This is a genomic window from Bradyrhizobium acaciae, from assembly GCF_020889785.1.
Taxonomy (GTDB): Bacteria; Pseudomonadota; Alphaproteobacteria; order Rhizobiales; family Xanthobacteraceae; genus Bradyrhizobium; species Bradyrhizobium acaciae.
The window spans coordinates 16,490-37,871 of record NZ_JACMYK010000042.1 but is presented as its reverse complement, the minus strand read 5'-3'; the positions used below and the strand labels follow the sequence as shown (position 1 = coordinate 37,871).

General features: G+C 65.0%; 16 protein-coding genes and 1 pseudogene. 8 read left to right on the top strand and 9 right to left on the bottom strand.

What is annotated here, in order from left to right:
* The first annotated feature begins 3 nt into the window (after positions 1-3).
* The 3 genes from glgX to treY are packed head-to-tail and all read left to right on the top strand — an operon-like array spanning position 4 to position 6,612.
* Positions 4-2,076 (top strand): glycogen debranching protein GlgX, encoded by a 2,073-nt coding sequence (glgX, locus tag H8A92_RS18260; RefSeq protein ID WP_229197057.1) that lies wholly within the window; start codon positions 4-6, stop codon positions 2,074-2,076.
* Positions 2,073-3,824 carry a malto-oligosyltrehalose trehalohydrolase gene (gene treZ, locus H8A92_RS18255; protein WP_229197056.1) on the top strand — a complete coding sequence of 584 codons (1,752 nt, stop codon included), beginning with the start codon at positions 2,073-2,075 and terminating at the stop codon, positions 3,822-3,824. The genes glgX and treZ overlap by 4 nt, the downstream gene beginning before the upstream one ends.
* A 4-nt stretch (positions 3,825-3,828) precedes the next feature.
* Positions 3,829-6,612, top strand: coding sequence for a malto-oligosyltrehalose synthase (treY, locus tag H8A92_RS18250; RefSeq protein WP_229197055.1), 2,784 nt, complete (start codon positions 3,829-3,831; stop codon positions 6,610-6,612).
* 9 nt (positions 6,613-6,621) lie between these two features.
* Here treY and H8A92_RS18245 read toward each other — a convergent pair whose 3' ends face one another.
* The gene (locus H8A92_RS18245; protein WP_229197054.1) at positions 6,622-6,930 is read right to left on the bottom strand and encodes a polyhydroxyalkanoic acid system family protein; all 309 of its coding nucleotides are present in this window, start codon (positions 6,928-6,930) and stop codon (positions 6,622-6,624) included.
* Between the two features lie 166 nt (positions 6,931-7,096).
* Between H8A92_RS18245 and H8A92_RS18240 the strand changes: the two genes are divergently transcribed.
* Positions 7,097-7,261 carry a DUF3309 family protein gene (locus H8A92_RS18240; RefSeq protein WP_021080901.1) on the top strand — a complete coding sequence of 55 codons (165 nt, stop codon included), beginning with the start codon at positions 7,097-7,099 and terminating at the stop codon, positions 7,259-7,261.
* Between the two features lie 178 nt (positions 7,262-7,439).
* Here H8A92_RS18240 and ligD read toward each other — a convergent pair whose 3' ends face one another.
* The gene (gene ligD / locus H8A92_RS18235; RefSeq protein WP_229197053.1) at positions 7,440-10,070 is read right to left on the bottom strand and encodes a DNA ligase D; all 2,631 of its coding nucleotides are present in this window, start codon (positions 10,068-10,070) and stop codon (positions 7,440-7,442) included.
* A gap of 104 nt (positions 10,071-10,174) precedes the next feature.
* Between ligD and ku the strand changes: the two genes are divergently transcribed.
* The gene (ku, locus tag H8A92_RS18230) at positions 10,175-11,062 is read left to right on the top strand and encodes a non-homologous end joining protein Ku (protein ID WP_229197052.1); all 888 of its coding nucleotides are present in this window, start codon (positions 10,175-10,177) and stop codon (positions 11,060-11,062) included.
* A gap of 115 nt (positions 11,063-11,177) precedes the next feature.
* Here ku and H8A92_RS18225 read toward each other — a convergent pair.
* The 7 genes and pseudogenes from H8A92_RS18225 to H8A92_RS18195 form a co-directional block, all read right to left on the bottom strand.
* Positions 11,178-11,399: pseudogene (locus tag H8A92_RS18225) on the bottom strand (DUF6496 domain-containing protein); the annotation flags it as partial.
* A gap of 162 nt (positions 11,400-11,561) precedes the next feature.
* On the bottom strand, positions 11,562-12,251 hold the full coding sequence (locus tag H8A92_RS18220) for a response regulator (RefSeq protein WP_212021789.1): 690 nt from the start codon (positions 12,249-12,251) through the stop codon (positions 11,562-11,564).
* Positions 12,248-14,959, bottom strand: coding sequence for a sensor histidine kinase (locus tag H8A92_RS18215; RefSeq protein WP_229197050.1), 2,712 nt, complete (start codon positions 14,957-14,959; stop codon positions 12,248-12,250). The genes H8A92_RS18220 and H8A92_RS18215 overlap by 4 nt, the downstream gene beginning before the upstream one ends.
* Positions 14,960-14,998: 39 nt before the next feature.
* Positions 14,999-15,604: a K(+)-transporting ATPase subunit C gene (locus H8A92_RS18210; protein WP_229197049.1), complete on the bottom strand. Its 606-nt coding sequence runs from the start codon at positions 15,602-15,604 to the stop codon at positions 14,999-15,001.
* Between the two features lie 114 nt (positions 15,605-15,718).
* Positions 15,719-17,830: a potassium-transporting ATPase subunit KdpB gene (kdpB, locus tag H8A92_RS18205; RefSeq protein WP_229197048.1), complete on the bottom strand. Its 2,112-nt coding sequence runs from the start codon at positions 17,828-17,830 to the stop codon at positions 15,719-15,721.
* Between the two features lie 23 nt (positions 17,831-17,853).
* Positions 17,854-19,557 carry a potassium-transporting ATPase subunit KdpA gene (kdpA, locus tag H8A92_RS18200; RefSeq protein WP_229197047.1) on the bottom strand — a complete coding sequence of 568 codons (1,704 nt, stop codon included), beginning with the start codon at positions 19,555-19,557 and terminating at the stop codon, positions 17,854-17,856.
* Positions 19,558-19,676: 119 nt separating this feature from the next.
* Positions 19,677-19,766 carry a K(+)-transporting ATPase subunit F gene (locus tag H8A92_RS18195; protein WP_016846764.1) on the bottom strand — a complete coding sequence of 30 codons (90 nt, stop codon included), beginning with the start codon at positions 19,764-19,766 and terminating at the stop codon, positions 19,677-19,679.
* Positions 19,767-20,258: 492 nt separating this feature from the next.
* Between H8A92_RS18195 and H8A92_RS18190 the strand changes: the two genes are divergently transcribed.
* The 3 genes from H8A92_RS18190 (at position 20,259) to H8A92_RS18180 (ending at position 21,381) form a co-directional block, all read left to right on the top strand.
* Positions 20,259-20,723, top strand: a complete 465-nt coding sequence (locus H8A92_RS18190) for a hypothetical protein (protein WP_229197046.1) — start codon at positions 20,259-20,261, stop codon at positions 20,721-20,723.
* Between the two features lie 13 nt (positions 20,724-20,736).
* Entirely contained in the window at positions 20,737-21,012 is a 276-nt protein-coding gene (locus tag H8A92_RS18185) for a hypothetical protein (RefSeq protein WP_229197045.1), read from the top strand.
* A gap of 114 nt (positions 21,013-21,126) precedes the next feature.
* Entirely contained in the window at positions 21,127-21,381 is a 255-nt protein-coding gene (locus H8A92_RS18180) for a hypothetical protein (RefSeq protein WP_229197044.1), read from the top strand.
* The last annotated feature ends 1 nt before the right edge of the window (position 21,382 follow it).

The window sequence follows — 21,382 nt, the reverse complement described above, 5'->3', positions numbered from 1 at the left end:
TTCATGCGACTGACCGGAGGAACGTCCGCACGGCTCGGTGCAAGCTGGGACGGCAGGGGCACCAATTTTGCGCTGTTCTCGGCCAATGCGGAGAAGGTGGAGCTGTGCCTGTTCGACGGCCAGGGCCGCCGCGAGCTTGAGCGGATCGAGATGCCGGAGCGCACCGAGGACGTCTGGCACTGCTATCTCAATGACGTCTCGCCGGGCCAGCTCTACGGCTACCGCGTCTACGGACCCTACGCGCCGGAGCGCGGCCACCGCTTCAACGCCAACAAGCTGCTGCTCGACCCCTATGCCAAGCGGCTGGCTGGCCGGCTGGTATGGAGCGATGCGCATTTCGCCTACCGCACCGGCAGCGCACGCGAGGATCTCTCCTTCGACCGGCGCGACAATGCCCGCGGCATGCCGAAGGCGGTCGTGGTCGACGAGACCTTCAACTGGGGCCGCCGCGAGATCCGGCCGCAGATTCCCTGGGAAGACACCATCATCTACGAGGCGCACGTCAAGGGCCTGACTCAGAAGCGCGAGGATGTGGCGCCCAATTTGCGTGGCACCTATGGCGGCCTGTCGTCGCCGGCGATGATCGACCACCTCAAGCGGCTCGGCGTCACCACCATCGAGCTGTTGCCGATCCACGGGCTGATCGACGACCGTGTCCTGGTCGAGAAGAAGCTTTCGAATTACTGGGGTTACAACACCATCGCCTTCTTCGCACCCGAGGCACGCTACGCCCAGGACAATGCGCTGGACTCGTTTCGTACTACAGTCGCGCGACTGCACGATGCCGGCATCGAGGTGCTGCTCGACGTCGTCTACAACCACACCGCCGAGGGCAACCATATGGGGCCGACGCTGTGCTTCCGCGGCATCGACAATGCCTCGTATTACTGGCTGAACCGCGAGAACCCGCGCTTCTACGACGACTTCACCGGCTGCGGCAGCTCGGTCAATCTCACCCATCCGCGCGTGCTGCAGATGGTGATGGATTCGCTGCGCTACTGGGTCGAGGTCTGCCATGTCGACGGCTTCCGCTTCGATCTCGCCACCACCTTGGCGCGCGGACCGAACGGGTTCGATCGCAACCATCCCTTCCTCACCGCAATACGCCAGGACCCGGTACTGGCGACCGCAAAGATGGTCGCCGAACCCTGGGACCTCGGGCTCGGCGGCTATCAGGTCGGCGCGTTTCCGTCGCAATGGTCGGAGTGGAATGACCGCTATCGCAGCGCGATGCGGCGCTACTGGAGCGGCGAAGGCAGCCTGATCGGCGATATCTCCGGGCGCATGACCGCGTCGTCGGATCTGTTCCACCACGACAACCGCGCGACCCGCGCCAGCATCAACCACATCACGGTGCATGACGGCTTCACGCTCGCCGATCTCTTCAGCTACAACGAGAAGCACAACGAGGCCAATGGCGAGGAGAATCGCGACGGCTCCAACGACAACCACAGCAACAATTGCGGCCACGAAGGCCCGACCGATGATCCCGCGATCATCGCGCTGCGCCGCCAGCTCCGGAAGAATGCGCTCGCCTGCCTGCTGCTTGCCCAGGGCACGCCGCTGATCCTCGCAGGCGACGAGGTCGCCAACACGCAAGGTGGCAACAACAACGCCTATTGCCAGGACAACGAGACCGGCTGGATCGGCTGGGACAATCTCGGCACGGACGACGACGCCGTCGATTTCATCGGTCACCTTACCGCGTTGCGCCAGCGCTTCGGCCAGATCCGCTGCCAGAGCTGGCTCGACGGCCGCCGCACCGACGGCAGCTATGGCGTGCTGTGGCTGACGCCATCAGCGGAGGAGATGAAGGAGTCCGACTGGAAATTCCCCGAAAGCCGGTTCCTCGCCTATGTGCTGGGCCCGATGGAACAAGGACAGGCGCCGATCTTTATCGTGCTGAATGCCGCGCCGCAGGAGATCGTGTTCAGAATGCCGAGGATGGCGGAATACAAGAGCTGGCAGCAGGTCCTGAACACCACCAAGGCGGAGCAGACCGGCGACCAATTCGCATCCGGCACCGACACCACGGCACCGCCGCGCTCGGTGCTGGCATTTGCGGGCTCGGCATGAGCAGGCAGCATTTCGGCGCTGAGCTCACACCCGACGGCGCGCGCTTCCGGCTGTGGGCGCCGGCAGCCAGGCGCGTCGACCTGCTGCTCGACAATCCGCATGCACTCACGCGCGATGCCGCCGGCTGGTACGTCGCCGAGATCCCCGGCGCGCGCGCCGGTGCGCGCTACAAATTCCGCATCGATGACGAGGTCGATGTACCCGATCCGGCCGCCGCCTTCCAGCCCGACGACTTGTTCGGCCCTAGCGAGGTGATCGATCACGCCGCCTTCAAATGGCGCGCGACGGAGTGGCGCGGCCGCCCCTGGCACGAGGCCGTCGTTCTCGAGGCCCATGTCGGCACCTTCACACGAGAAGGCACCTACCGCGCGATGATCGACAAGCTCGATCACCTCGTCGCAACCGGCATCACCGCGCTCGAACTGATGCCGCTGGCGGATTTCGCTGGGCGCCGCAACTGGGGCTATGACGGCGTGCTGTGGTACGCGCCCGACAGTGCCTATGGCAGGCCCGAAGACCTCAAGACCCTGATCGACGAGGCGCATCTGCGCGGGCTGATGGTGATGCTCGACGTGGTCTACAACCATTTCGGGCCCGAGGGCAATTATCTCGGCCGCTACGCGCCCACCTTCTTCAGTGACGCGCATACGCCGTGGGGCAGCGCGATTGATTATCGCGTACCCGAGGTGCGCGCCTTCGCGATCGGCAGCGTCGTGAGCTGGCTCCGCGACTACCGCTTCGATGGGCTGCGCTTCGATGCCGTCAACACCATCGTCGAAGCCGGCGAAATCTCCATCCTGCATGACTTCAGCCGGGCCGCCGGCCAGCTCGCCACGGAGACAGGCCGGCAGATCAACCTCGCGCTGGAGAACGGCGACAACATTGCGAGCCTGCTTGACGGCGCCGAGGACCCGCCGGACGGCAAATTCCGCGGCCAGTGGAACGACGATTATCATCACGCCTGGCATGTGCTGCTGACCGGCGAAAAGCAGGGCTACTATGGTGATTACCGCTCACCGAAGCAGGACCTCGCACGCGCGCTGTCGTCCGGCTACATCTATCAAGGTGAGGTCTCGGAGTTCTGGGGCGGCAAGGCGCGCGGCGAGCCGAGCGGCGCGCTGTCACCGACCTGCTTCATCAACTTCCTGCAGAACCACGACCAGATCGGCAACCGGCCGCTCGGCGATCGGCTCGAAAGCCTCGCAAAGCCTGCGGCGATCGAAGCCGCGCTGGCGGTGACGTTGATCGCACCCAACACGCCGATGCTGTTCATGGGTGAGGAATGGGGCGCGACGACGCCGTTCCCGTTCTTCTGCGATTTCAAGGGCGACCTCGCTAACGCCGTCCGCGCCGGCCGGCGCAGGGAATTTGCCTGGGCCTATGCCAAATATGGCAACGACATTCCCGACCCGCTTGCCGAGGAGACGGTGCGGTCGGCCGTGCTCGACTGGGCAGCACTCGGCCACGATCCCGCCCGCACACGGCTTGCGCTGGTGCGTGACCTGCTCGCCGTACGCCGGCGCGAGATCACGCCGCACCTCCCAGGGGCGCGCTTCGGCGGCGACCGCGTGACGGGCGATCTCCTGACTGCGCATTGGCAGATGGGCGGCGGCCGCACGCTGTGGCTCACGGCCAATCTGTCGGATCGGGCGATCTCCGGCGTGGCGGAGCCGAAGGGAACTGCGATCTGGGGCGGCGCGTTGTCGAACGACCTCCCCGGCTGGGCGGTGCGCTGGCACATCGGATAGCACAATGCCTCCGGCGATCCCGATCGCGACATACCGACTGCAACTCACCGCCGATTTCGACTTCGATGCCGCCGCCGCGGTGGCGCCGTATCTGAAGGCGCTCGGCATCAGCCATGTCTATGCTTCGCCCTTCATGAAGGCGCGAAAGGGTTCTACCCACGGCTATGACGTCGTCGACCACACCAAGTTCAATCCGGAGCTCGGCGGCGAAGAAGGCTTCGCGCGGCTCAGCGATGCTCTGAAGCAGAACGACCTCGGGCTGATCCTGGATTTCGTGCCGAACCATGTCGGCGTGCACTTTGCCGACAATCCGTGGTGGCTCGACGTGCTGGAATGGGGCCCGGTGTCGCCGCACGCGGTCTCGTTCGACATCGATTGGGACCAATTGCCCTATCGCGCGCGCGGCGGCGTGCTGCTGCCGATCCTCGGCTCGTCCTATGGCCAGGCGCTGGAGCGCGGCGACATCGCGCTGCGTTACGACGCCAATGAAGGCAGCTTCTCCGCCTGGTATTTCGAGCACCGCCTGCCGATCGCACCGGAGCGCTATGGCGAGGTGCTGCGGACCATCGTCCGCGAGGCCGGTGCCGAAGACAGTCCAGCCGGCCGCGCGCTGATCGAGCTCGCCGCGCGGTACCGCGGACTGCGCCATCCGAACCGCGTCGAGGCCCCGACGCTGAAGGCGGCGATCAAGGCGATCGAAGGCGGCGCCGAGATCATCGCGCGCGGGCTCGATGCCTATCGCGCCGGCGAGGATCGCGCCACCCAGACGCTGGCGCTGCATCATCTTCTGGAACGCCAGCACTACAAGCTCGGTCACTGGCGGCTTGCCTCCAGCGACATCAACTATCGTCGCTTTTTCGACGTCAACACGCTGGCCGGTCTCAGGGTCGAGGACGCCGCCACTTTCGAAGCGAGCCATAGTCTCGTGAAGCGGCTGATCGCGGCGGGCCGGCTGCAAGGCCTGCGGCTCGACCATATCGACGGCCTGCGCGATCCCGCGCAGTATTTCCAGCGGCTGCGCCGCCTGATCCGCTCCGCGCAGGGCGCCACGGCAAAGCCGTTCTACATGGTGATCGAGAAGATCCTCGGCGAGGACGAGAAGCTGACGAAGTTTGCCGGCGTCCATGGCACCACCGGCTATGAATGGATGAACACGATCAGCCAGGTGCTGGTCGACGGCAGCGGCCTCGATCCGCTCAACGAGATCTGGCGCCAGATCAGCAACCAATCGCCGAACCTGACGCCGGTGCTGCGCGCAGCCAAGCGCCGCGTGCTGGAGACCTTGCTGACCAGCGAATTCACCGTGCTGGCGCGGCTCGTCGCACGCATCGCCAGCGGGCATTATTCGACCCGCGACTTCTCCGCTGACAGCCTGCGCCAGGCGCTCGAGCTTTATGTGCTGCACTTCCCGGTCTATCGCACCTATCTCACCGGCTCCGGCCCGACTGCGCATGACCGTGCGCTGATCAGCGAGACCATCGAGCGCGCCCGCGCCGACTGGTTCGCGGCGGACGAAGGCATTTTCGACTTCTTGCGCGACGCCCTGACGATGGACCTGCTGAAGCCCGGCCGCCCCCCGCACAGCGCGCCGCGGGTGCGGCGCTTCGCCCTGAAGGTGCAGCAATTCACCGGGCCGATGATGGCGAAGTCATTGGAGGACACGACGTTCTATCGCTATCACCGCCTGCTGGCGCTCAACGAGGTCGGCGGCGATCCGGCGGCGCGTGCGATTGCGCCTGAGACCTTCCACGCCATGATGCAGGCCCGCGCCCGCGAATGGCCGCACGGCATGACCTCGACTGCGACCCACGACACCAAGCGCGGCGAGGACGCCCGCGCCCGGATCACGGCGCTCGCGGAAATCCCCGGCGAATGGACCAGCGCGGTGGCGCGCTGGAAGGTGCTGAACGCGCCGCATCTGGTGCTCGACGGCGAGATGCGCGCTCCGTCGGCAACGTTTGAATACATGCTGTATCAGGCCCTGCTCGGGGTCTGGGACCCGGATGATCCAGCGCTGGTCGCGCGCATCCAGGCCTATGCACTGAAGGCGGCGCGCGAGGGCAAGCAGGAAACCAGCTGGCTCAATCCGCACCAGCCTTACGAGGCCGGCGTGAAAACCTTCATCGAGCGGATCCTCGATCGCAAGACCTCACCTGAATTCCTCGATGCGCTCAACACGCTGGCACAACGCACCGCGCTGATCGGCGCATTGAATTCGCTCAGCCAGATCACGCTGAAGGCGGCCACGCCGGGCGTGCCGGACTTCTACCAAGGCACCGAAAGCTGGGACCTCTCGCTGGTCGACCCCGACAATCGCCGCCCGGTCGATTTTGCCGCACGCGCGGAAGCGCTTGCAGCGCTTGAGACGCCGGATTGGGACGCGCTGGCACAGAGCCGGCGCGACGGCCGGCTCAAATTCGCATGGACGCGGCACCTGCTGCGGCTGCGCAACGAGATGGCCGAAATCTTCACCAGCGGCAGCTACGAACCGCTCGCCATCGGCGGGCCGCACCGCGATCATGTCGTCGCCTTCGCACGGCGCCATGGCCGCGAGGCAGTCATCGTCGCGGTGACGAAATCATTCGCGCCGTTCACGCAAGGCGGACGCAGCTGGCCGCGACCTGAAGCCTTTGAAGGCGAGCTCGACCTCGTTGGATACGCCCTCCCCGGCGGCGATAACAAAATTCAGCTCTCGACACTGTTTGCCAGTCTGCCGGTCGCAGTGCTGAAGGCCAAGGTTGCGGCAGCAGCGACGCAAGCCTCAAAGCGCGCGCGCTCCCACTGCTGACACCGCGCGTCAGCGCTTGGTCAGCAGCAACTGTCCGCTCTTCTGAATGGCGGCCTGCGCAACCTCGGCGAAGCGCTGCAGCAGCCACGGCAGCGTCACCTCCACACGCACGACGGCATCCTCGACGTCGACATGCCCGGCCGCGACCTGCCCCATCGCGCGGACACGAAAGTTCATGCGGTTATTCTCCCAGCGCTCCTCGTCGACACTCAGCACCGGCACGTTCGCGGCTGCGCGCGACAAGCCCATCTTCAAGCGGCGGATGGCCTCGTCACGGCCAAGGCTGTGGGGAATCGAGACGATCAGCGGAGCCGACATCGGGGTGCACTCCTCCAAGGATTCCGTTCATGTAGTTCTGTTCCAACCCAAACGGAAGACCACACAGCTTTATCGCACTGCCCAACCCGGAACCTTCATCATGACGGGTTGTTTCCTCTCCCGAAGGGCAGAGATCAACAGGCCCGCCGGGCTGAGGAGAGTTGAGATGTCAATTGGAACGATCATCCTTATTATTCTGGTCATTGCGCTGCTTGGTGGCTTCAGCGGCATCGGGGGCGGGCCGTTCTACGGCACCGGCTATTATGGCGGCGGCGGTCTCGGCCTCGTAATCGTGATCCTGCTCATCCTGCTGTTGCTCGGACGCCTCTAGCGCCGGGAATGTTGGGTACTATCCGCATCAACAACTGTCATCACCCGCGAAAGCGAACGCGGGTGATCCAGTATTCCAGAGGCGTCGACGATTGAACCGATGGGCCGCGGCGTACTGGATACCCCGCTTCGCGGAGTATGACGACGTGAGTCAACGGCACCAGCCCGCCCAATGACGGCTACAATGCCGCGAGCCTCTTCATCGCCGGCTTGATCGACGAGGCCGCATCCTCATAGCCGTCCCAGGCCTTGGTCTTCGCGAGCAGCGCTGGCACCGACCGCACCGTGTACTTCTTCGGATCGAGATCGTCGCGCAGCTGGGTCCAGGTCAGCGGCATCGACACGGTGGCGCCCGGTCGCGCCCGCGGCGACAGCACCGCGACCGCGGTCGAGAGCCGGTCGTTGCGCAGATAGTCGAGGAAGATCTTTCCGGTGCGCTTGGCCTTCGACATGTTGATCAGGTAGCGTTCGGGGTCATCCTGCGCCATCCACTGGCAGATCGCTTGCGCGAACGCCTTGGCCTCCTTCCACGTCACCTTGTCCTTCGCGCCTGAGGATAGCGGCGCCACGACGTGGAGACCCTTGCCGCCGGTGGTCTTGCAGAAGCTCTCGAGGCCGACCGCGGTGAGCCGCTGGCGCATGTCCTTGGCAGCGTCGATCACGTCGGGGAACGCTACATCGGGCGCGGGATCGAGATCGAAAACCAGCCGGCCCGGCGTGTCGTAGGCATCGGGCGCACAATTCCAGGGATGCAGCTCAAGGCCGCCGAGCTGCGCGACCGCGGCGAGCCCCTCGACCTGATCAATCTGCAGATAGGGCTTGCGGTCGCCGGAGACCTTGGCGAGCTTCAGGAGCTTCGACGTACCCGCCATCGCGTGGCGCTGGAAGAAAGTCTCGCCCTTGATGCCGTCAGGCGCGCGCACGATCGAGCACGGCCGGCCCTTGAGGTAGGAGATCATCCATTCGCCGACCGCAGCGAAATAGTTGGCGAGGTCGAGCTTGGTCACTGGCTCGGCATCGCCGGCATCCGGCCACAGCGCCTTGTCGGGATGGGAGATGACGACACCCATTACCTCGGCAGTCCCCTTTTTCGCCACGCCTCTTGCCATCGGCTTCACCACCTTGGTTACGACCGGCCGTTCGGCCTCGACCTCATGCGCCGGCTTGTCCTGGCGCAGGCCCTTGAACGCCGCCTGGCGGATATTCTGAGCGTCAGTCCAGCCGGCGAACTCGATCTCGGCGACCAGTTCGGGCTTCAGCCAGTGCACGTCGCGGGTCTTCTTCGGCGCATTCTTGCCGCCGAACGGGCTGGTGTCCGATGCCGCCGCCTTCAGCGCCGGCATGATGCGGCGAACGGTGTCCCGGCCGAAGCCGGTGCCGACGATGCCGACAAAGGCCAGATGATCGCCGCGATAGACGCCCGCCATCAGCGAGCGGAATTTGCCATTGGTATCCTTCCAGCCGCCGATCACCACCTCATGGCCGGCGCGGATCTTGGCCTTGGTCCAGTCGTCGGACCGGCCCGACCGATAGGCGCCGTCGAGCTTCTTGGAGACGATACCTTCCAGCCCGAGCTCGCGCGCCGAGTCCAGCACGGCGTCGCCACGCTGCTCGAAATGCTCGACATAACGGATCAGAGGGTTCTTGCCCTTGCGGGCTGCGAGCAGCGCCTTGAGCCGCGCCTTGCGCGCGGTGAGCGGCAGCGGGCGCAGATCCTCGTGGCCGGCAAACAGCAGGTCGAACGCGTAGAAGATCAGCTGACCGGTCTTGCCGTCCGAGAGCGCCGCCTGCAACGTCGAAAAATGCGGGATGCCTTTCTCGTCGAGCGCGACGATCTCGCCATCTATCAGGGCATCCGGCAGCTTGCCGGCCTCCTTCACGATCGCGCCAAACTTGTCGGACCAGTCGAGCCCCTTGCGGGTCTTCAGCACGGCCTCACCGTCCTCGACGCGAAGCTGCACGCGATAGCCGTCGAACTTGATCTCGTGGCACCAGCCCGCGCCATTTGGCGGGCTCTCGACCGCGGCGCAGAGCTGCGGCGTGACGAAATCGGGCATCTCCGTCACCTGCTTCGACGTCGCCTTCGGTCGTTCCTTCAGCTTTGCTTTCGGCGCCGGCGCCTTGGTTTTGGCGCGCGCGTCCGCCGCCATGCCGTGATTGGATTGCCAGACTGCATCGGCCTTGGCCCTTCCGTTGCCCTTCGCCAGCATGAACGGTTTCGGTGCACGCCCCTTGCCGGCTGCGATCTGCTCCATCGAACGGCCGGAGGCAACCGAGCGGTCCTCGTCGAGGATTGCTTCGCCGTTGCCATCGACGGCATACTCATCTCGGTGCTTGATCAGCAGCCAGTTGGTACGTTTGCCGCCGGTGCGATCGTTCTTCATCCGCACCAGCACCCAGCTGCCGTGCAGCTTGTCGCCATGCAGCGTGAACTTGAGGTCGCCCTTCTTGAAGCCGCGCTCGGGATCGTCAGATTCCCAGGTGCCGCGATCCCACAGCTGCACCGTGCCGCCGCCATACTGGCCTTCGGGAATGGTGCCTTCGAAATCGCCATAGTCGAGCGGATGATCCTCGACCTCGACCGCGAGCCGCTTGTCATGCGGATCGAGCGAGGGCCCGCGCGTCACCGCCCAGGACTTGAAGACGCCATCGAACTCCAGCCTGAAATCATAATGCAGCCGCGTCGCATCATGCTTCTGGATCACGAAGCGCCGCTGCTTCGCTGGCGCGACCCTGACCTCGCCCGACGGCTCATTGGTCTTCTCGAAGTCGCGCTTCTTGCGATAGGTGGTGAGATTTCTCAGCGACACGTAAAGGCCTCGGGACAAACGGCGGCCGCCGCCTGTGCGGCCATCAGGAACCAAAACCTACGGTATCCGTTCAAGTTCCAAACTCAAGCTGTTTGGAGACGATGATGGCTGCTCCCCGCGCCTACTGGAAAGGCACGCTCAAACTCTCGCTGGTGTCGTGCCCCGTGGCGCTCTACCCGGCCTCGACCACAGTCGAGAAGACCCGCTTCCACATGATCAACCGGGAGACCGGCAACCGGCTGAAGCAGCAGATGGTGGATACCGAGACCGGCGATATCGTCGAGGGCGACCAGAAGGGCCGCGGCTACGAGGTAAGCAAGGGCAAATATGTCGAGATCGAGAAGGACGAGCTCGAGGCGGTCGAGATCGAGAGCAACCACACCATCGATATCGACAGTTTCGTGCCCGAGGGCGAGATCGACAAGCGCTATCTCGACCACCCCTATTACATCAGGCCCGACGGCAAAGCCGGCGTCGACGCCTTCGCGGTGATCCGCGACGCCATGAAGGACCAGGACCGGGTCGCGCTGGCGCGGATCGTGCTGACCAACCGCGAACACGTGATCGCGATCGAACCACTCGACAAGGGCATGCTCGGCACCACCCTGCGCTACCCCTACGAGGTGCGCGAGGCCGACGATTATTTCGATGACATCAAGAGCCCGAAAGTGACCAAGGACATGATCGAGCTTGCCGGTCACATCCTGGACAGCAAGGCCGGCCATTTCGACCCGTCGAAATTCAAGGACGAATACGAGACCGCGCTGAAGGCGCTCGTCCGCCGCAAGGCCGCCGGCAAGCCGATCAAGGCCGCCGCGCGCGAGGAAAAGCCGAGCAATGTGGTGAGCCTGATGGACGCGCTGAAGCAGAGCCTGAAGAACCGGAAAGGCGGCGCCAGGCGCTCAGGCTCCAGCGCACGGCGCCCGGCCGCGCATCGCCGTACCGCCAAGAAGGCGCACCGGTCGAGCGCGCGATCGCGCAAGGCGGGATAAGGCCTCTCCACGTCATTGCGAGCGAAGCGAAGCAATCCATCTTTCCCCGCGTGGAGAGATGGATTGCTTCGTCGTTTCGCTCCTCGCAATGACGAGGATGGATATGCGATGGCTACTTCTTCTTCGACGTCTTGCGCTTCTTCGCCGTCTTCTTCTTGGACGCCTTCTTCGGCACCTTGCGGCCCTTGGCGCGCGCCTCGGATAGTCCGATCGCGATCGCCTGCTTGCGGCTCTTCACCTTCTTCTTGGAGCGGCCGCTGCGCAGCGTCCCGGCCTTGCGCTTCTTCATCACACGCTCGACATCGCCAGATGCCTTCCGCGAGTATTTTCTTGCCATGGTTTCTCTCCCGGTGAGGGAGGACAAGCTTCGGTGGGGGCGAACGTTCCATCTGCGTCGTTGCCCGGCTTGACCGGGCAACCCAGTATTCCAGAGACGCCTGTGATTGAGCGGAGAAGCCGCGGCGTACTGGATGCCCCGCATGAAGCGGGGCATGACAGCTCAGTCCGCCGCGCGCAGCCGATAGCCGATGCCGGTCTCGGTCAGCACGAATTGCGGACGCTCGGGATCGGCCTCGATCTTCTGCCGGAGCTGGCGCACATAGACCCGCAGATATTGCGCGTCGGTCAATTCGTCCCACAATTCCTTCAGCAGGAAGCGGTGGGTCAGCACCTTACCGGCGTGCTGCACCAGCACGCGCAGCAGGTCATATTCCTTCGGCGACAGCTTGATCTCCTTGTCGCCGACCTTGACGATCCGCCGCACCAGATCGACCGAAAGATCGCCGGAGCGGAACACCGGCCGTTCGCCCTGCACCTGAAGCTGGTGGCGCAGCGCCGCGCGCAGCCGCGCCAGCAATTCGTCCATGCCGAACGGTTTTGTCAGATAGTCGTCGGCGCCAAGATCGAGCGCTTGCACCTTGCCGGCCTCGTCGCCGCGGCTCGACAGCACCACCACCGGAACGCTCTCGTTGCGGCCGCGGATCATGCGCAGGAGGTCGTGGCCCTGGATATCGGGCAGTCCGAGATCGAGGATGATCAGCGCCGGCCCCTCGGCCAGCATCTCCAGAGCGATCTTGCCGTTGGAGGCTTCCAGGATGTCGTAGCCCTGCGTGCTCAGCCCCATCCGCAGCAGCTTGCGGATCGGCGGCTCGTCGTCGATGACCAGGACCTTAATGGGTGTCGCGTTCATGCGGCAGTGTCCAGCGCGTTGGTGTCGGCCGTAACAGGCAGGCGGATGGAGATGACGGCACCGCTGCGGTCGGCGCGGTTGGCCGCCGCGATGGTGCCGCGCATCGCCTCGACGAAGCCGCGCGAGATCGCAAGCCCGAGGCCGGTGCCGGGACGGACATGGTCCCCCTTCTCGGCGCGATAGAACTTGTCGAACACGCTTTCGAGCTCGGCGGGGGGAATGCCATTGCCCTCGTCCAGGATCTGCAGGGTCACGGCGTCACGGTCGCGCGCGCCGCGGATCGAAATCGTGGTGTCCGAGGGGGCATATTTGGCGGCGTTGTCGAGCAGATTGAACAGTACCTGCTCGAACAGCACGGCATCGAGCTCCAGCATCGGCAGGTCGGCCGCGAGTTCCAGCGAGACCCGGTGATGCACCAGGATCTTGGCGGCACGGCGCAGCGCGCTGCCGACGATCTCACCGACATCGTGTCGCGCGGTGTTCGGCACGATCGCGCCGGATTCCAGCTTGGTCATGTCGAGCAGATTGGCGATGAACCGGTTCAGCCGCTCCGACTCGTCGATCACGGTCGCGAGCAGGTCATGCTTCTGGGCGTCGCTCAGGTTGGCGCCGAGATCGCGCAGCGCCGAGGCCGAGCCGAGCACCGAGGCCAGCGGCGTCTTCAGATCATGCGAGATCGAGGTCAGAAGCGCGCCGCGCAACCGGTCGGATTCGACCGTGCGCTTGACTCGGTCCATGTCCTCAACCAGCAGCACGCGCTCGATCGCGAGCGCGCCCTGATCGACCAGCGCGTCGAGCAGCCGGCGCTGGTCCGGCGTCAACAGCGGGCCGGTGCGGTCGTCGTCGATGCCTATCACCCCGATCGGCCCGCGGCCGGTGCGCATCGGCAGGAACAGCCGTTTTCCCCCCGGCAGCGTGTCCGAGCCGCGGCCGGCCGGGCGATCGTTGCCCCAGGCCCAGTTGGCGGCGGCGAGATCGGCCTGGTCGAGCTGGTCCTCCGGCGGATAGCCGCTCTTGACGGTCAGCGTGCCGCCTTCCGGCAGCAGCAGCACCACGCGCACCTTCAGCATCAGCGCGATCTGGTAGGCGGTCGCCCACAACACATCGTCCAGCGTCGCGGTGCCGGCGAGCTTGCGGCTGAAGGCATAGAGCGACTCGGTGGTGCGGACGCGGCCGATCGCGGTATCGGCCTGGGTGCGCACCCGCGCCGCGACGTTGGAGACCAGCAGCGCGATCAGCATGAAGAAGAAGAACGCCGCAACGTTGGTCGGGTCGGTGATGGTGAAGGTATAGACCGGCGGCAGGAAGAAGAAATTGTAGCACAGCGATGCCGCGACGCTGGCCAGCAGCGACGGCCACAGGCCGTAGCGCGCCGCAGCGCCGACCACGGCGGTGATGAACACGAGGTCGACATTCTCGATGCCGAAGAATGGCTGGATCAGCTTGGCCGCGCCGAGCCCGATGGCCGTCAGCAGCAGCGCCATCAGGTAGGGCCGCGGATTGAACGGCTCTTGCCGCTGCGCGGTCTGCACCGCCGCCTTGCCAACCGGCAGCTCGTCGCCGGCGATCACGTTGACGCTGATATTGCCGGCGCGGCGCACCAGATCGTGCACCACAGAGCCGTGCGTCAGCTCGAACCAGCGCGAACGCGTCGATTTGCCGATGATGATCTGGGTGACGTTGTTGGCTTGCGCAAAATTGATGACGTCGTCGGCGATGCGGCGACCGACGCCGGGCAGCGTCAATGCCTCGCCGCCGAGCGATTCCGCCAGCCGCATGGTATCGGCCAGGCGGTCGCGCTGCTCGTCGCTCAATTGCAGGCTGCGTCGCGTCTCGATGCTGACGGCGGTCCATTGCGCATGCAGCCGGTCGGCCAGGCGTTTGGTGTAGCGCACGAGGCCTGCCGCGCGCGGGTCTTCGCTCAGGCAAACAAGAATCCGCTCGCCGGCGGCCCAAGGGCCCTGGATGGCATTGGCCTGCATGTGGTTGAGCAGCTGCTCGTCGACACGCTCGGCGGTGCGGCGCAGTGCCAGCTCGCGCAGCGCGGTGAGATTGCCGGGCGAGAAATAGTGCTCAAGCGCCCGCTCGGCTTGCCTGGGCACATAGACCTTGCCCTCCTTCAGCCGCTGGATCAGGTCGTCGGGCGTGAGGTCGATCAGCTCGATCGCATCGGCGCGATCGACCACCGAGTCGGGCACGGTCTCGCGCACCCGCACATGGGTGATCTGCGCGACGACGTCATTGAGGCTCTCGATGTGCTGGATGTTGATCGCGGTGTAGACGTCGATGCCGTGCGACAGCAGCTCCTCGACATCGAGATAGCGCTTGGGATGCCGGCTGCCCGGTGCATTGGTGTGGGCGAGCTCGTCGACCAGCGCGAGCTGAGGGCGCCGCGCGATCACGGCATCGAGGTCCATTTCCTCGAGCGTCTGGTCGCGATAGGCCAGCCGCTTCCGCGGGATCACTTCGAGACCCCTGAGCAGCGCCTCGGTCTCCATCCGGCCGTGGGTTTCGACGACACCGACCACGACGTCGACGCCCGCCTTGAGGCGGGCGTGGGCGCTCGAGAGCATCTCGTAGGTCTTGCCGACGCCGGGGGCGGCGCCGATGAAGATCTTCAGCCGCCCCGAGCGATCGGTCTCCCGGCGCGCCGCCTCCAGCAGCGCATCCGGCGAGGGTCGTTTGTGGGGGTCACGCTGATTGGCCATACCGCAATATAGTCATCCTGCGAGAGCGGGCCTACTCCCCTATTTCGCCTTTGCCGCGTCGAGCGCCAGGTTGAGCGCAAGAACGTTAACGCGAGGCTCGCCGATCACGCCGGCGAAGCGACCTTGCGTGTTCTGCGTCACCAGCTCACGCACCGAATCCTCGGACATGCTGCGCGCCTTGGCCACCCGCGGCACCTGGAACAGCGCAGCGTCCGGCGTGATGTCGGGATCGAGGCCGCTGGCCGAGGTGGTGACGAGATCGACCGGCACGCCGGCCGACGGGTTCTCCGCCCTCAGCTTCTCGACATCCTCCTTGACCCGGTCGTTCAGCGCCTTGCTGGTCGGACCGAGGTTGGAGCCGCCGGAATTGGCCGCGTTGTAGGGCGCCGGCACGGTCTTGGAGGAATCGTTCGGATCGGGCGCGACCGTCGCCGACGGCCGGCCGTGGAAGTATTTGTCCTCCTTGAACTCCTGCCCAATCAAAGCGGAGCCGATCACCGTGCCGTCCTTCTCGATCAGGCTGCCTTGCGCCTGCTTCGGAAAGATGACGCCGGCGATCGCCGTCATGGCGAGCGGATAGGCAAGGCCCGTGATCGCGGTCAGCAGAACCAGCACGAGGATGGCGGGACGAATTTCTCTCAACATGATAGGTCTCCTAAGTCTCTTTCGTCATTGCGAGCGAAGCGAAGCAATCCATGGTTCGGCATAACGGATGGATGGATTGCTTCGTCGCTTCGCTCCTCGCAATGACGGTTGTAGTTAAGCCAGGCCCAGGGCGGCGACGATGAGGTCGATCGCCTTGATGCCGATGAACGGGATGATGATGCCGCCGAGGCCATAGATCATCAGGTTGCGGCTGAGCAGCGCGCCGGCGCCGACGGCGCGATACTTGACGCCCTTCAACGCCAAGGGGATCAGCGCAATGATGATCAGCGCGTTGAAGATGATCGCCGACAGGATCGCGCTCTGCGGGCTCGCGAGGTGCATCACGTTCAGCACCTGGAGCTGCGGATAGAACGCGAGGAACATCGCCGGGATGATCGCGAAATATTTCGCGACGTCGTTGGCGATCGAGAACGTGGTCAGTGCACCGCGGGTCATCAACAGCTGCTTGCCGATCTCGACCACCTCGATCAGCTTGGTCGGGTTGGAGTCGAGGTCCACCATGTTGCCGGCTTCGCGGGCCGCCTGGGTGCCGGTGTTCATGGCGACGCCGACGTCGGCCTGCGCGAGCGCCGGCGCATCATTGGTGCCGTCGCCGCACATCGCAACCAGCTTGCCCCTGGACTGCTCGTCGCGGATCAGCTTGAGCTTGTCCTCAGGGGTTGCCTGCGCCAGGAAGTCGTCGACGCCGGCCTCGGCCGCGATCGCTGCCGCGGTCATCGGGTTGTCGCCGGTGATCATCACGGTGCGGATACCCATGCGGCGCAATTCTGCGAAGCGCTCGCGGATGCCGCCCTTGACGATATCCTTGAGGTGCACGACGCCGAGCAGCTTGCCGTCCTTGGCCACCGCCAGCGGCGTGCCGCCGGCTTTGGCGATCTCGTCGGCGATCGCCTGGATCTCGCGGGCTTCCGCGCTCATCGTCGCCGCGACCGCACGGACGGTGTTGCCGGAGGCGACCGTGCGGGGTGAACCGCCGTCGACATAGGCGAGGATGGCATCCACCGCGCCCTTGCGGACCGACGAGGAGCCGGCATCGATGCCGCTCATGCGGGTCTGCGCGGTGAACGGCACGAAGGTCGCGGCAAGCTCGTGCATGTCGCGGCCACGGATGCCGTACTTCTCCTTGGCGAGCACCACGATCGAGCGGCCTTCCGGCGTCTCGTCGGCCAGCGAAGCCAGCTGTGCCGCGTCGGCGAGGTCCTGCTCGGAAACGCCACGGATCGGGCGGAACGCGGTCGCCTGGCGGTTGCCGAGCGTGATGGTTCCGGTCTTGTCCAGCAGCAGCGTATCGACGTCGCCGGCGGCTTCCACCGCGCGGCCGGACATCGCCAGCACGTTGAAGCGCACCAGGCGGTCCATGCCGGCGATACCGATCGCCGACAGCAGCGCGCCGATCGTGGTCGGGATCAGCGTCACGAACAGGGCCACCAGCACCACGACCGAGATCGAGCCGCCGGCATAGGCCGCATAGCTCGGTATCGTCACCGTCGCGAACACGAAGATGATGGTGAGGCCCGCCAGCAGGATGTTGAGCGCGATTTCGTTCGGCGTCTTCTGCCGCTCCGCGCCCTCCACCAGCTTGATCATCCGGTCGATGAAGGTTGAGCCCTGGGCTGCGGTGATGCGGACGCGGATCCAGTCCGACAGCACCTGGGTGCCGCCGGTGACCGCCGAGCGATCGCCGCCGGACTCGCGGATCACAGGCGCGGATTCACCGGTAATCGCCGCTTCATTGACTGAAGCAACGCCTTCGATCACTTCGCCGTCCGACGGGATGTTGTCGCCGGCCTCGACCAGCACGATGTCGCCGACCTTCAGCGAGGTGCCGGGCACCATGCGATAGGTCCGGTCGGTGCCGGTGAGCAGCTTGGCCTGACTCTCGGTACGGGTCTTTTTCAGGGACTCCGCCTGCGCCTTGCCGCGGCCTTCGGCAACGGCCTCGGCGAAGTTGGCGAACAGCACGGTGAACCAGAGCCAGAGGATGATCTGGAAGGTGAAGCCGAGATTGGCGTTACCAATGACGAGGTCGCGCACGAAGATCACGGTGGTCAGCGCCGCCACGACCTCGACCACGAACATCACGGGGTTCTTCGCCATCAGCCGGGGATCGAGCTTGACGAAGGCCGATTTGATTGCCGGCACCAGGATCTTCGGGTCGAGCATGGTTGACGCCGTCACCTGCTTCTGCAGTCTTGTGGTTTCCATGGATGTCACTCCGGACAATTCGATCAGAACAGGGTGTTGGCGTTCATGGCGAGGTGCTCGACGATCGGCCCGAGCGCCAGCACCGGGAAGAAGGTGAGACCGCCGATGATCAGGATCACGCCGATGACGAGGCCGACGAACAGGCCGCCGGTGGTCGGAAAGGTGCCCGCCGAGGCCGGGATCGACTTCTTCTCGACCAGCGAACCTGCAATGGCCATGGCCGGCACGATCATGAAGAAACGGCCGACGAACATCGCCATCGCGAGCGTCAGATTGTAGAACAGGGTGTTGCCGGTGAGGCCCGCGAACGCCGAACCGTTGTTGCCGGTTCCCGAGGTGTAGGCATAGAGCACTTCGGTGAAGCCGTGCGGACCGGCATTGGCCATCGAGGCCACCGCCGACGGCAGCACCACGCCGACCGCGGTCCAGCCGAGATACATCAGCGGCAGCACCAGGATCGCAAGCATCGCCATCTTGACCTCGCGCGCCTCGATCTTCTTGCCGACATATTCGGGGGTGCGGCCGACCATCAGGCCGGCGACGAAGATCGCCAGCACGACGAACAGCAGCATGCCGTAGAAGCCGGCACCGACACCGCCGATGATGACCTCGCCGAGCTGCATGTTGATCAGCGGGATCATGCCGCCGAGCGCGGTGAAGCTGTCATGCATGGCGTTGACCGCGCCGCAGGAGGCGGCGGTGGTGATCACGGCGAACAGCGAGGACGCGACGATGCCGAAGCGGACCTCCTTGCCCTCCATGTTGCCGCCGGTCAGACCGTAAGCCTGCAGGAGCGAGGTGCCGTTGGCTTCCGCCCAGTAGGTGACCGTGACGCCGGCGACGAACAGGAGGCCCATCACGGCGAAGATCGCCCAGCCCTGCCGTTCATTGCCGACCATGCGGCCGAACACGTTGGTCATCGCGGCGCCGAGCGCGAAGATCGAGATCATCTGCACGAGGTTGGACAGGGCGGTCGGGTTCTCGAACGGGTGCGCGGCGTTGGCGTTGAAGAAGCCTCCGCCATTGGTGCCGAGCATCTTGATCGCAACCTGCGAAGCGACGGGCCCGAGCGCGATGGTCTGCTTGCCGCCCTCCAGCGTGGTGGCATCGACATAGGCGCCGAGCGTCTGCGGCATGCCCTGCCAGACCAGGAACAGCGCATAGACGATGCAGATCGGCAGCAGCACGTAGAGCGTGCAGCGCGTGACGTCGACCCAGAAATTGCCGACCGTGCGCATCGACGACCGGGTGAAGCCGCGGATCAGCGCCATCGCCAGCGCGATGCCGGTCGCGGCCGACAGGAAATTCTGGTGGGTCAGGCCCAGCATCTGGACCAGATAGGACAGCGTGCTCTCGCCGCCGTAGTTCTGCCAGTTGGTGTTGGTGATGAAGGAGATCGCAGTGTTGAACGAGAGATCCTCGGCAGCCGCGGTCTGGCCGGCCGGGTTGAACGGCAGCACCGCCTGTAACCGCATCAGGCCGTAGATCAGCGCGAAGCCGCCGACATGGAACAGCAGCATGGCGACCGTATAGGTCAGCCAATGCTGCTCGCGCCGCTCGTCGACGCCGCCGACCCAGTAGATGCCGCGCTCGAGGGGGCGCAGCACGGGGGAGAGGAAGGTGCGCTCGCCGTCGAACACGCGGGTCATGTACCAGCCGAGCGGTTTGACCAGCGCGATCACGATCGCGCAAAACAGAATAATTTGAATCCAGCCGATGACGGTCATCGCGTCAAACCTTTCGAATGGGGACGAAGCGCAGCAGCGACGCGAACACGCCGAGCAACAGCCCGGTCAGCACCGCGTCGGCCAACAGAATTGTGCAAAGCACTGACATCGCGGGCCGCCTAGAAGCGTTCGGGCCGCAGCAGTGCGTAAGTGAGGTAGAACAAGAGGCCGAGCGAGACGAGGCCGGCGAGCGAGTAATCGAAGATCATCGTCGCCTCCGTCACAGCCGTTCGCAGGCGTAGGCGTAGCCGATGCCGGCCGCGAAGAAGCCGATCGCGAGCGCCGCCATGAGAATGTCCATCATGAGAGACTCCTATGCATCCGAGAGCGCGGGCGACCGTATAGGCGCCCTGCGCGGGATCGCCGTGAGGTGCCATCCGGGGCATAGGTTTTCGAGAGGTGGCGAATAAGGACGTTATAGGAATCGTATAAGTGCCTCAGTGCCGACAACATTCTCAGCCGTCGTCCCGGCGAAGGCCGGGACCCATAGCCACAGGGCCGAGTTTTGCGATGGCTGGAGCTCCCGCGCGACACGACAACTGAGATCGGTGGTTGGGTCACGGCCTTCGCCGGGACGACGCGCGGCCTTTATGGAATCCCTATATCCCCGCCCCCCGGCTCATCTCGTTTTCCAACGGCCATCGGGACCATTTTGGGTCTGCGGCCAATGCTTTGGGTCGCCCCCAGAACGAGATAACGCCATGTCCGTGCTATCCGAAAACACCTCGACCGACCTCGGCGAACGGCTGCGCGACGCCCATGCGGTATCCACCGAATTCATGGCCGACATCGTCAGCCAGACCTGCCGGCGCTTTCCCTCGGTCGGACAAAGCGGCAAGACCGCCCACGTCGAGCGCCTGATCCAGTCCGGCGCCTGGACCGATGCTGCGATCGCGCTGCTCGATCTCGAACTGCCGCAGTGGCAAATCCGCCGCCTGGTCTATGACGAGGGCGAGTGGCACTGCGCGCTGTCACGCGAGCGCGAGTTGCCGGACTGGCTCGACCAGTCGATCGAGACCCGCCATACCGATCTCGCACTCGCAATCCTCAGTGGCTTCGTCGAGGCGCAGCGAATCTCGACGCCTGAGAATCGCACCAGCGTGCCGACCGTGCGTCGCGAACCGCGCACGCTGTACGAGCCGCTGCTCGTCGACAATATCGGCTGACGGCAGCGCAGCCGTGAACACCAAACAATTGCCGCGGCAGCTGCAGTCGGTCCAGGTCATGGTCCGGTTCGGCTTCCGGCTTGCCATCATGATCGGCTTCGCGGCGTTCGCCGGCGCCGGCTTCGGCAGGGGCCTCGTCACGTTGCTCTTGATGTCGGCCGTGATCTGCGCCTTCGCCGGGATTGCCAAACGGGAAATGCCGTTTGCCGCAAACCTCAATCACTGGGACGAGATGACCGCCTATGTCGCGCTGTGCGCGCTCGGCACCGGCATCGTCCAGCACCTCTGAACCATCCCTCGAAATCCTATGCCGCTCCTATGAAGTCGCTGCTCGCTCGTGCTCGATTTCATATCCGGCAAGACAGACATTAAACGCGTGACTTCCACCTTAAGGACTACCGCAGTGAAATTCGTCGAACCTCCCTCGTGTAGCGCAGCGTCCACCATTGTCTTCATCGGCCGCAACCACCGCGGCCAATGGGTCGCCCAGCAGCAGAACGGCCTCTATGGCGGCCTGTTCGTCAATCGCGCCCAGGCCGTCAAATACGCGCTGTTCGAGAACGGCCAGCACCCCGAAATGATCGTCGAGCTGTCGCGCGAGATCGAGCTCGATATGCGCGGCGAGACCGCAAGCCTCCCCACAAGCCGCGTGGCCTGAG

Excerpts from the sequence above, each read along its gene's own strand:
- glgX (WP_229197057.1), top strand. The coding sequence starts at position 4 with ATGCGACTGACCGGAGGAACGTCCGCACGGCTCGGTGCAAGCTGGGAC.
- treZ (WP_229197056.1), top strand. The coding sequence starts at position 2,073 with ATGAGCAGGCAGCATTTCGGCGCTGAGCTCACACCCGACGGCGCGCGC.
- treY (WP_229197055.1), top strand. The coding sequence starts at position 3,829 with ATGCCTCCGGCGATCCCGATCGCGACATACCGACTGCAACTCACCGCC.
- H8A92_RS18245 (WP_229197054.1), bottom strand. The coding sequence starts at position 6,930 with ATGTCGGCTCCGCTGATCGTCTCGATTCCCCACAGCCTTGGCCGTGAC.
- H8A92_RS18240 (WP_021080901.1), top strand. The coding sequence starts at position 7,097 with ATGTCAATTGGAACGATCATCCTTATTATTCTGGTCATTGCGCTGCTT.
- ku (WP_229197052.1), top strand. The coding sequence starts at position 10,175 with ATGGCTGCTCCCCGCGCCTACTGGAAAGGCACGCTCAAACTCTCGCTG.
- H8A92_RS18220 (WP_212021789.1), bottom strand. The coding sequence starts at position 12,251 with ATGAACGCGACACCCATTAAGGTCCTGGTCATCGACGACGAGCCGCCG.
- H8A92_RS18215 (WP_229197050.1), bottom strand. The coding sequence starts at position 14,959 with ATGGCCAATCAGCGTGACCCCCACAAACGACCCTCGCCGGATGCGCTG.
- H8A92_RS18210 (WP_229197049.1), bottom strand. The coding sequence starts at position 15,604 with ATGTTGAGAGAAATTCGTCCCGCCATCCTCGTGCTGGTTCTGCTGACC.
- kdpB (WP_229197048.1), bottom strand. The coding sequence starts at position 17,830 with ATGGAAACCACAAGACTGCAGAAGCAGGTGACGGCGTCAACCATGCTC.
- kdpA (WP_229197047.1), bottom strand. The coding sequence starts at position 19,557 with ATGACCGTCATCGGCTGGATTCAAATTATTCTGTTTTGCGCGATCGTG.
- H8A92_RS18195 (WP_016846764.1), bottom strand. The coding sequence starts at position 19,766 with ATGATCTTCGATTACTCGCTCGCCGGCCTCGTCTCGCTCGGCCTCTTG.
- H8A92_RS18190 (WP_229197046.1), top strand. The coding sequence starts at position 20,259 with ATGTCCGTGCTATCCGAAAACACCTCGACCGACCTCGGCGAACGGCTG.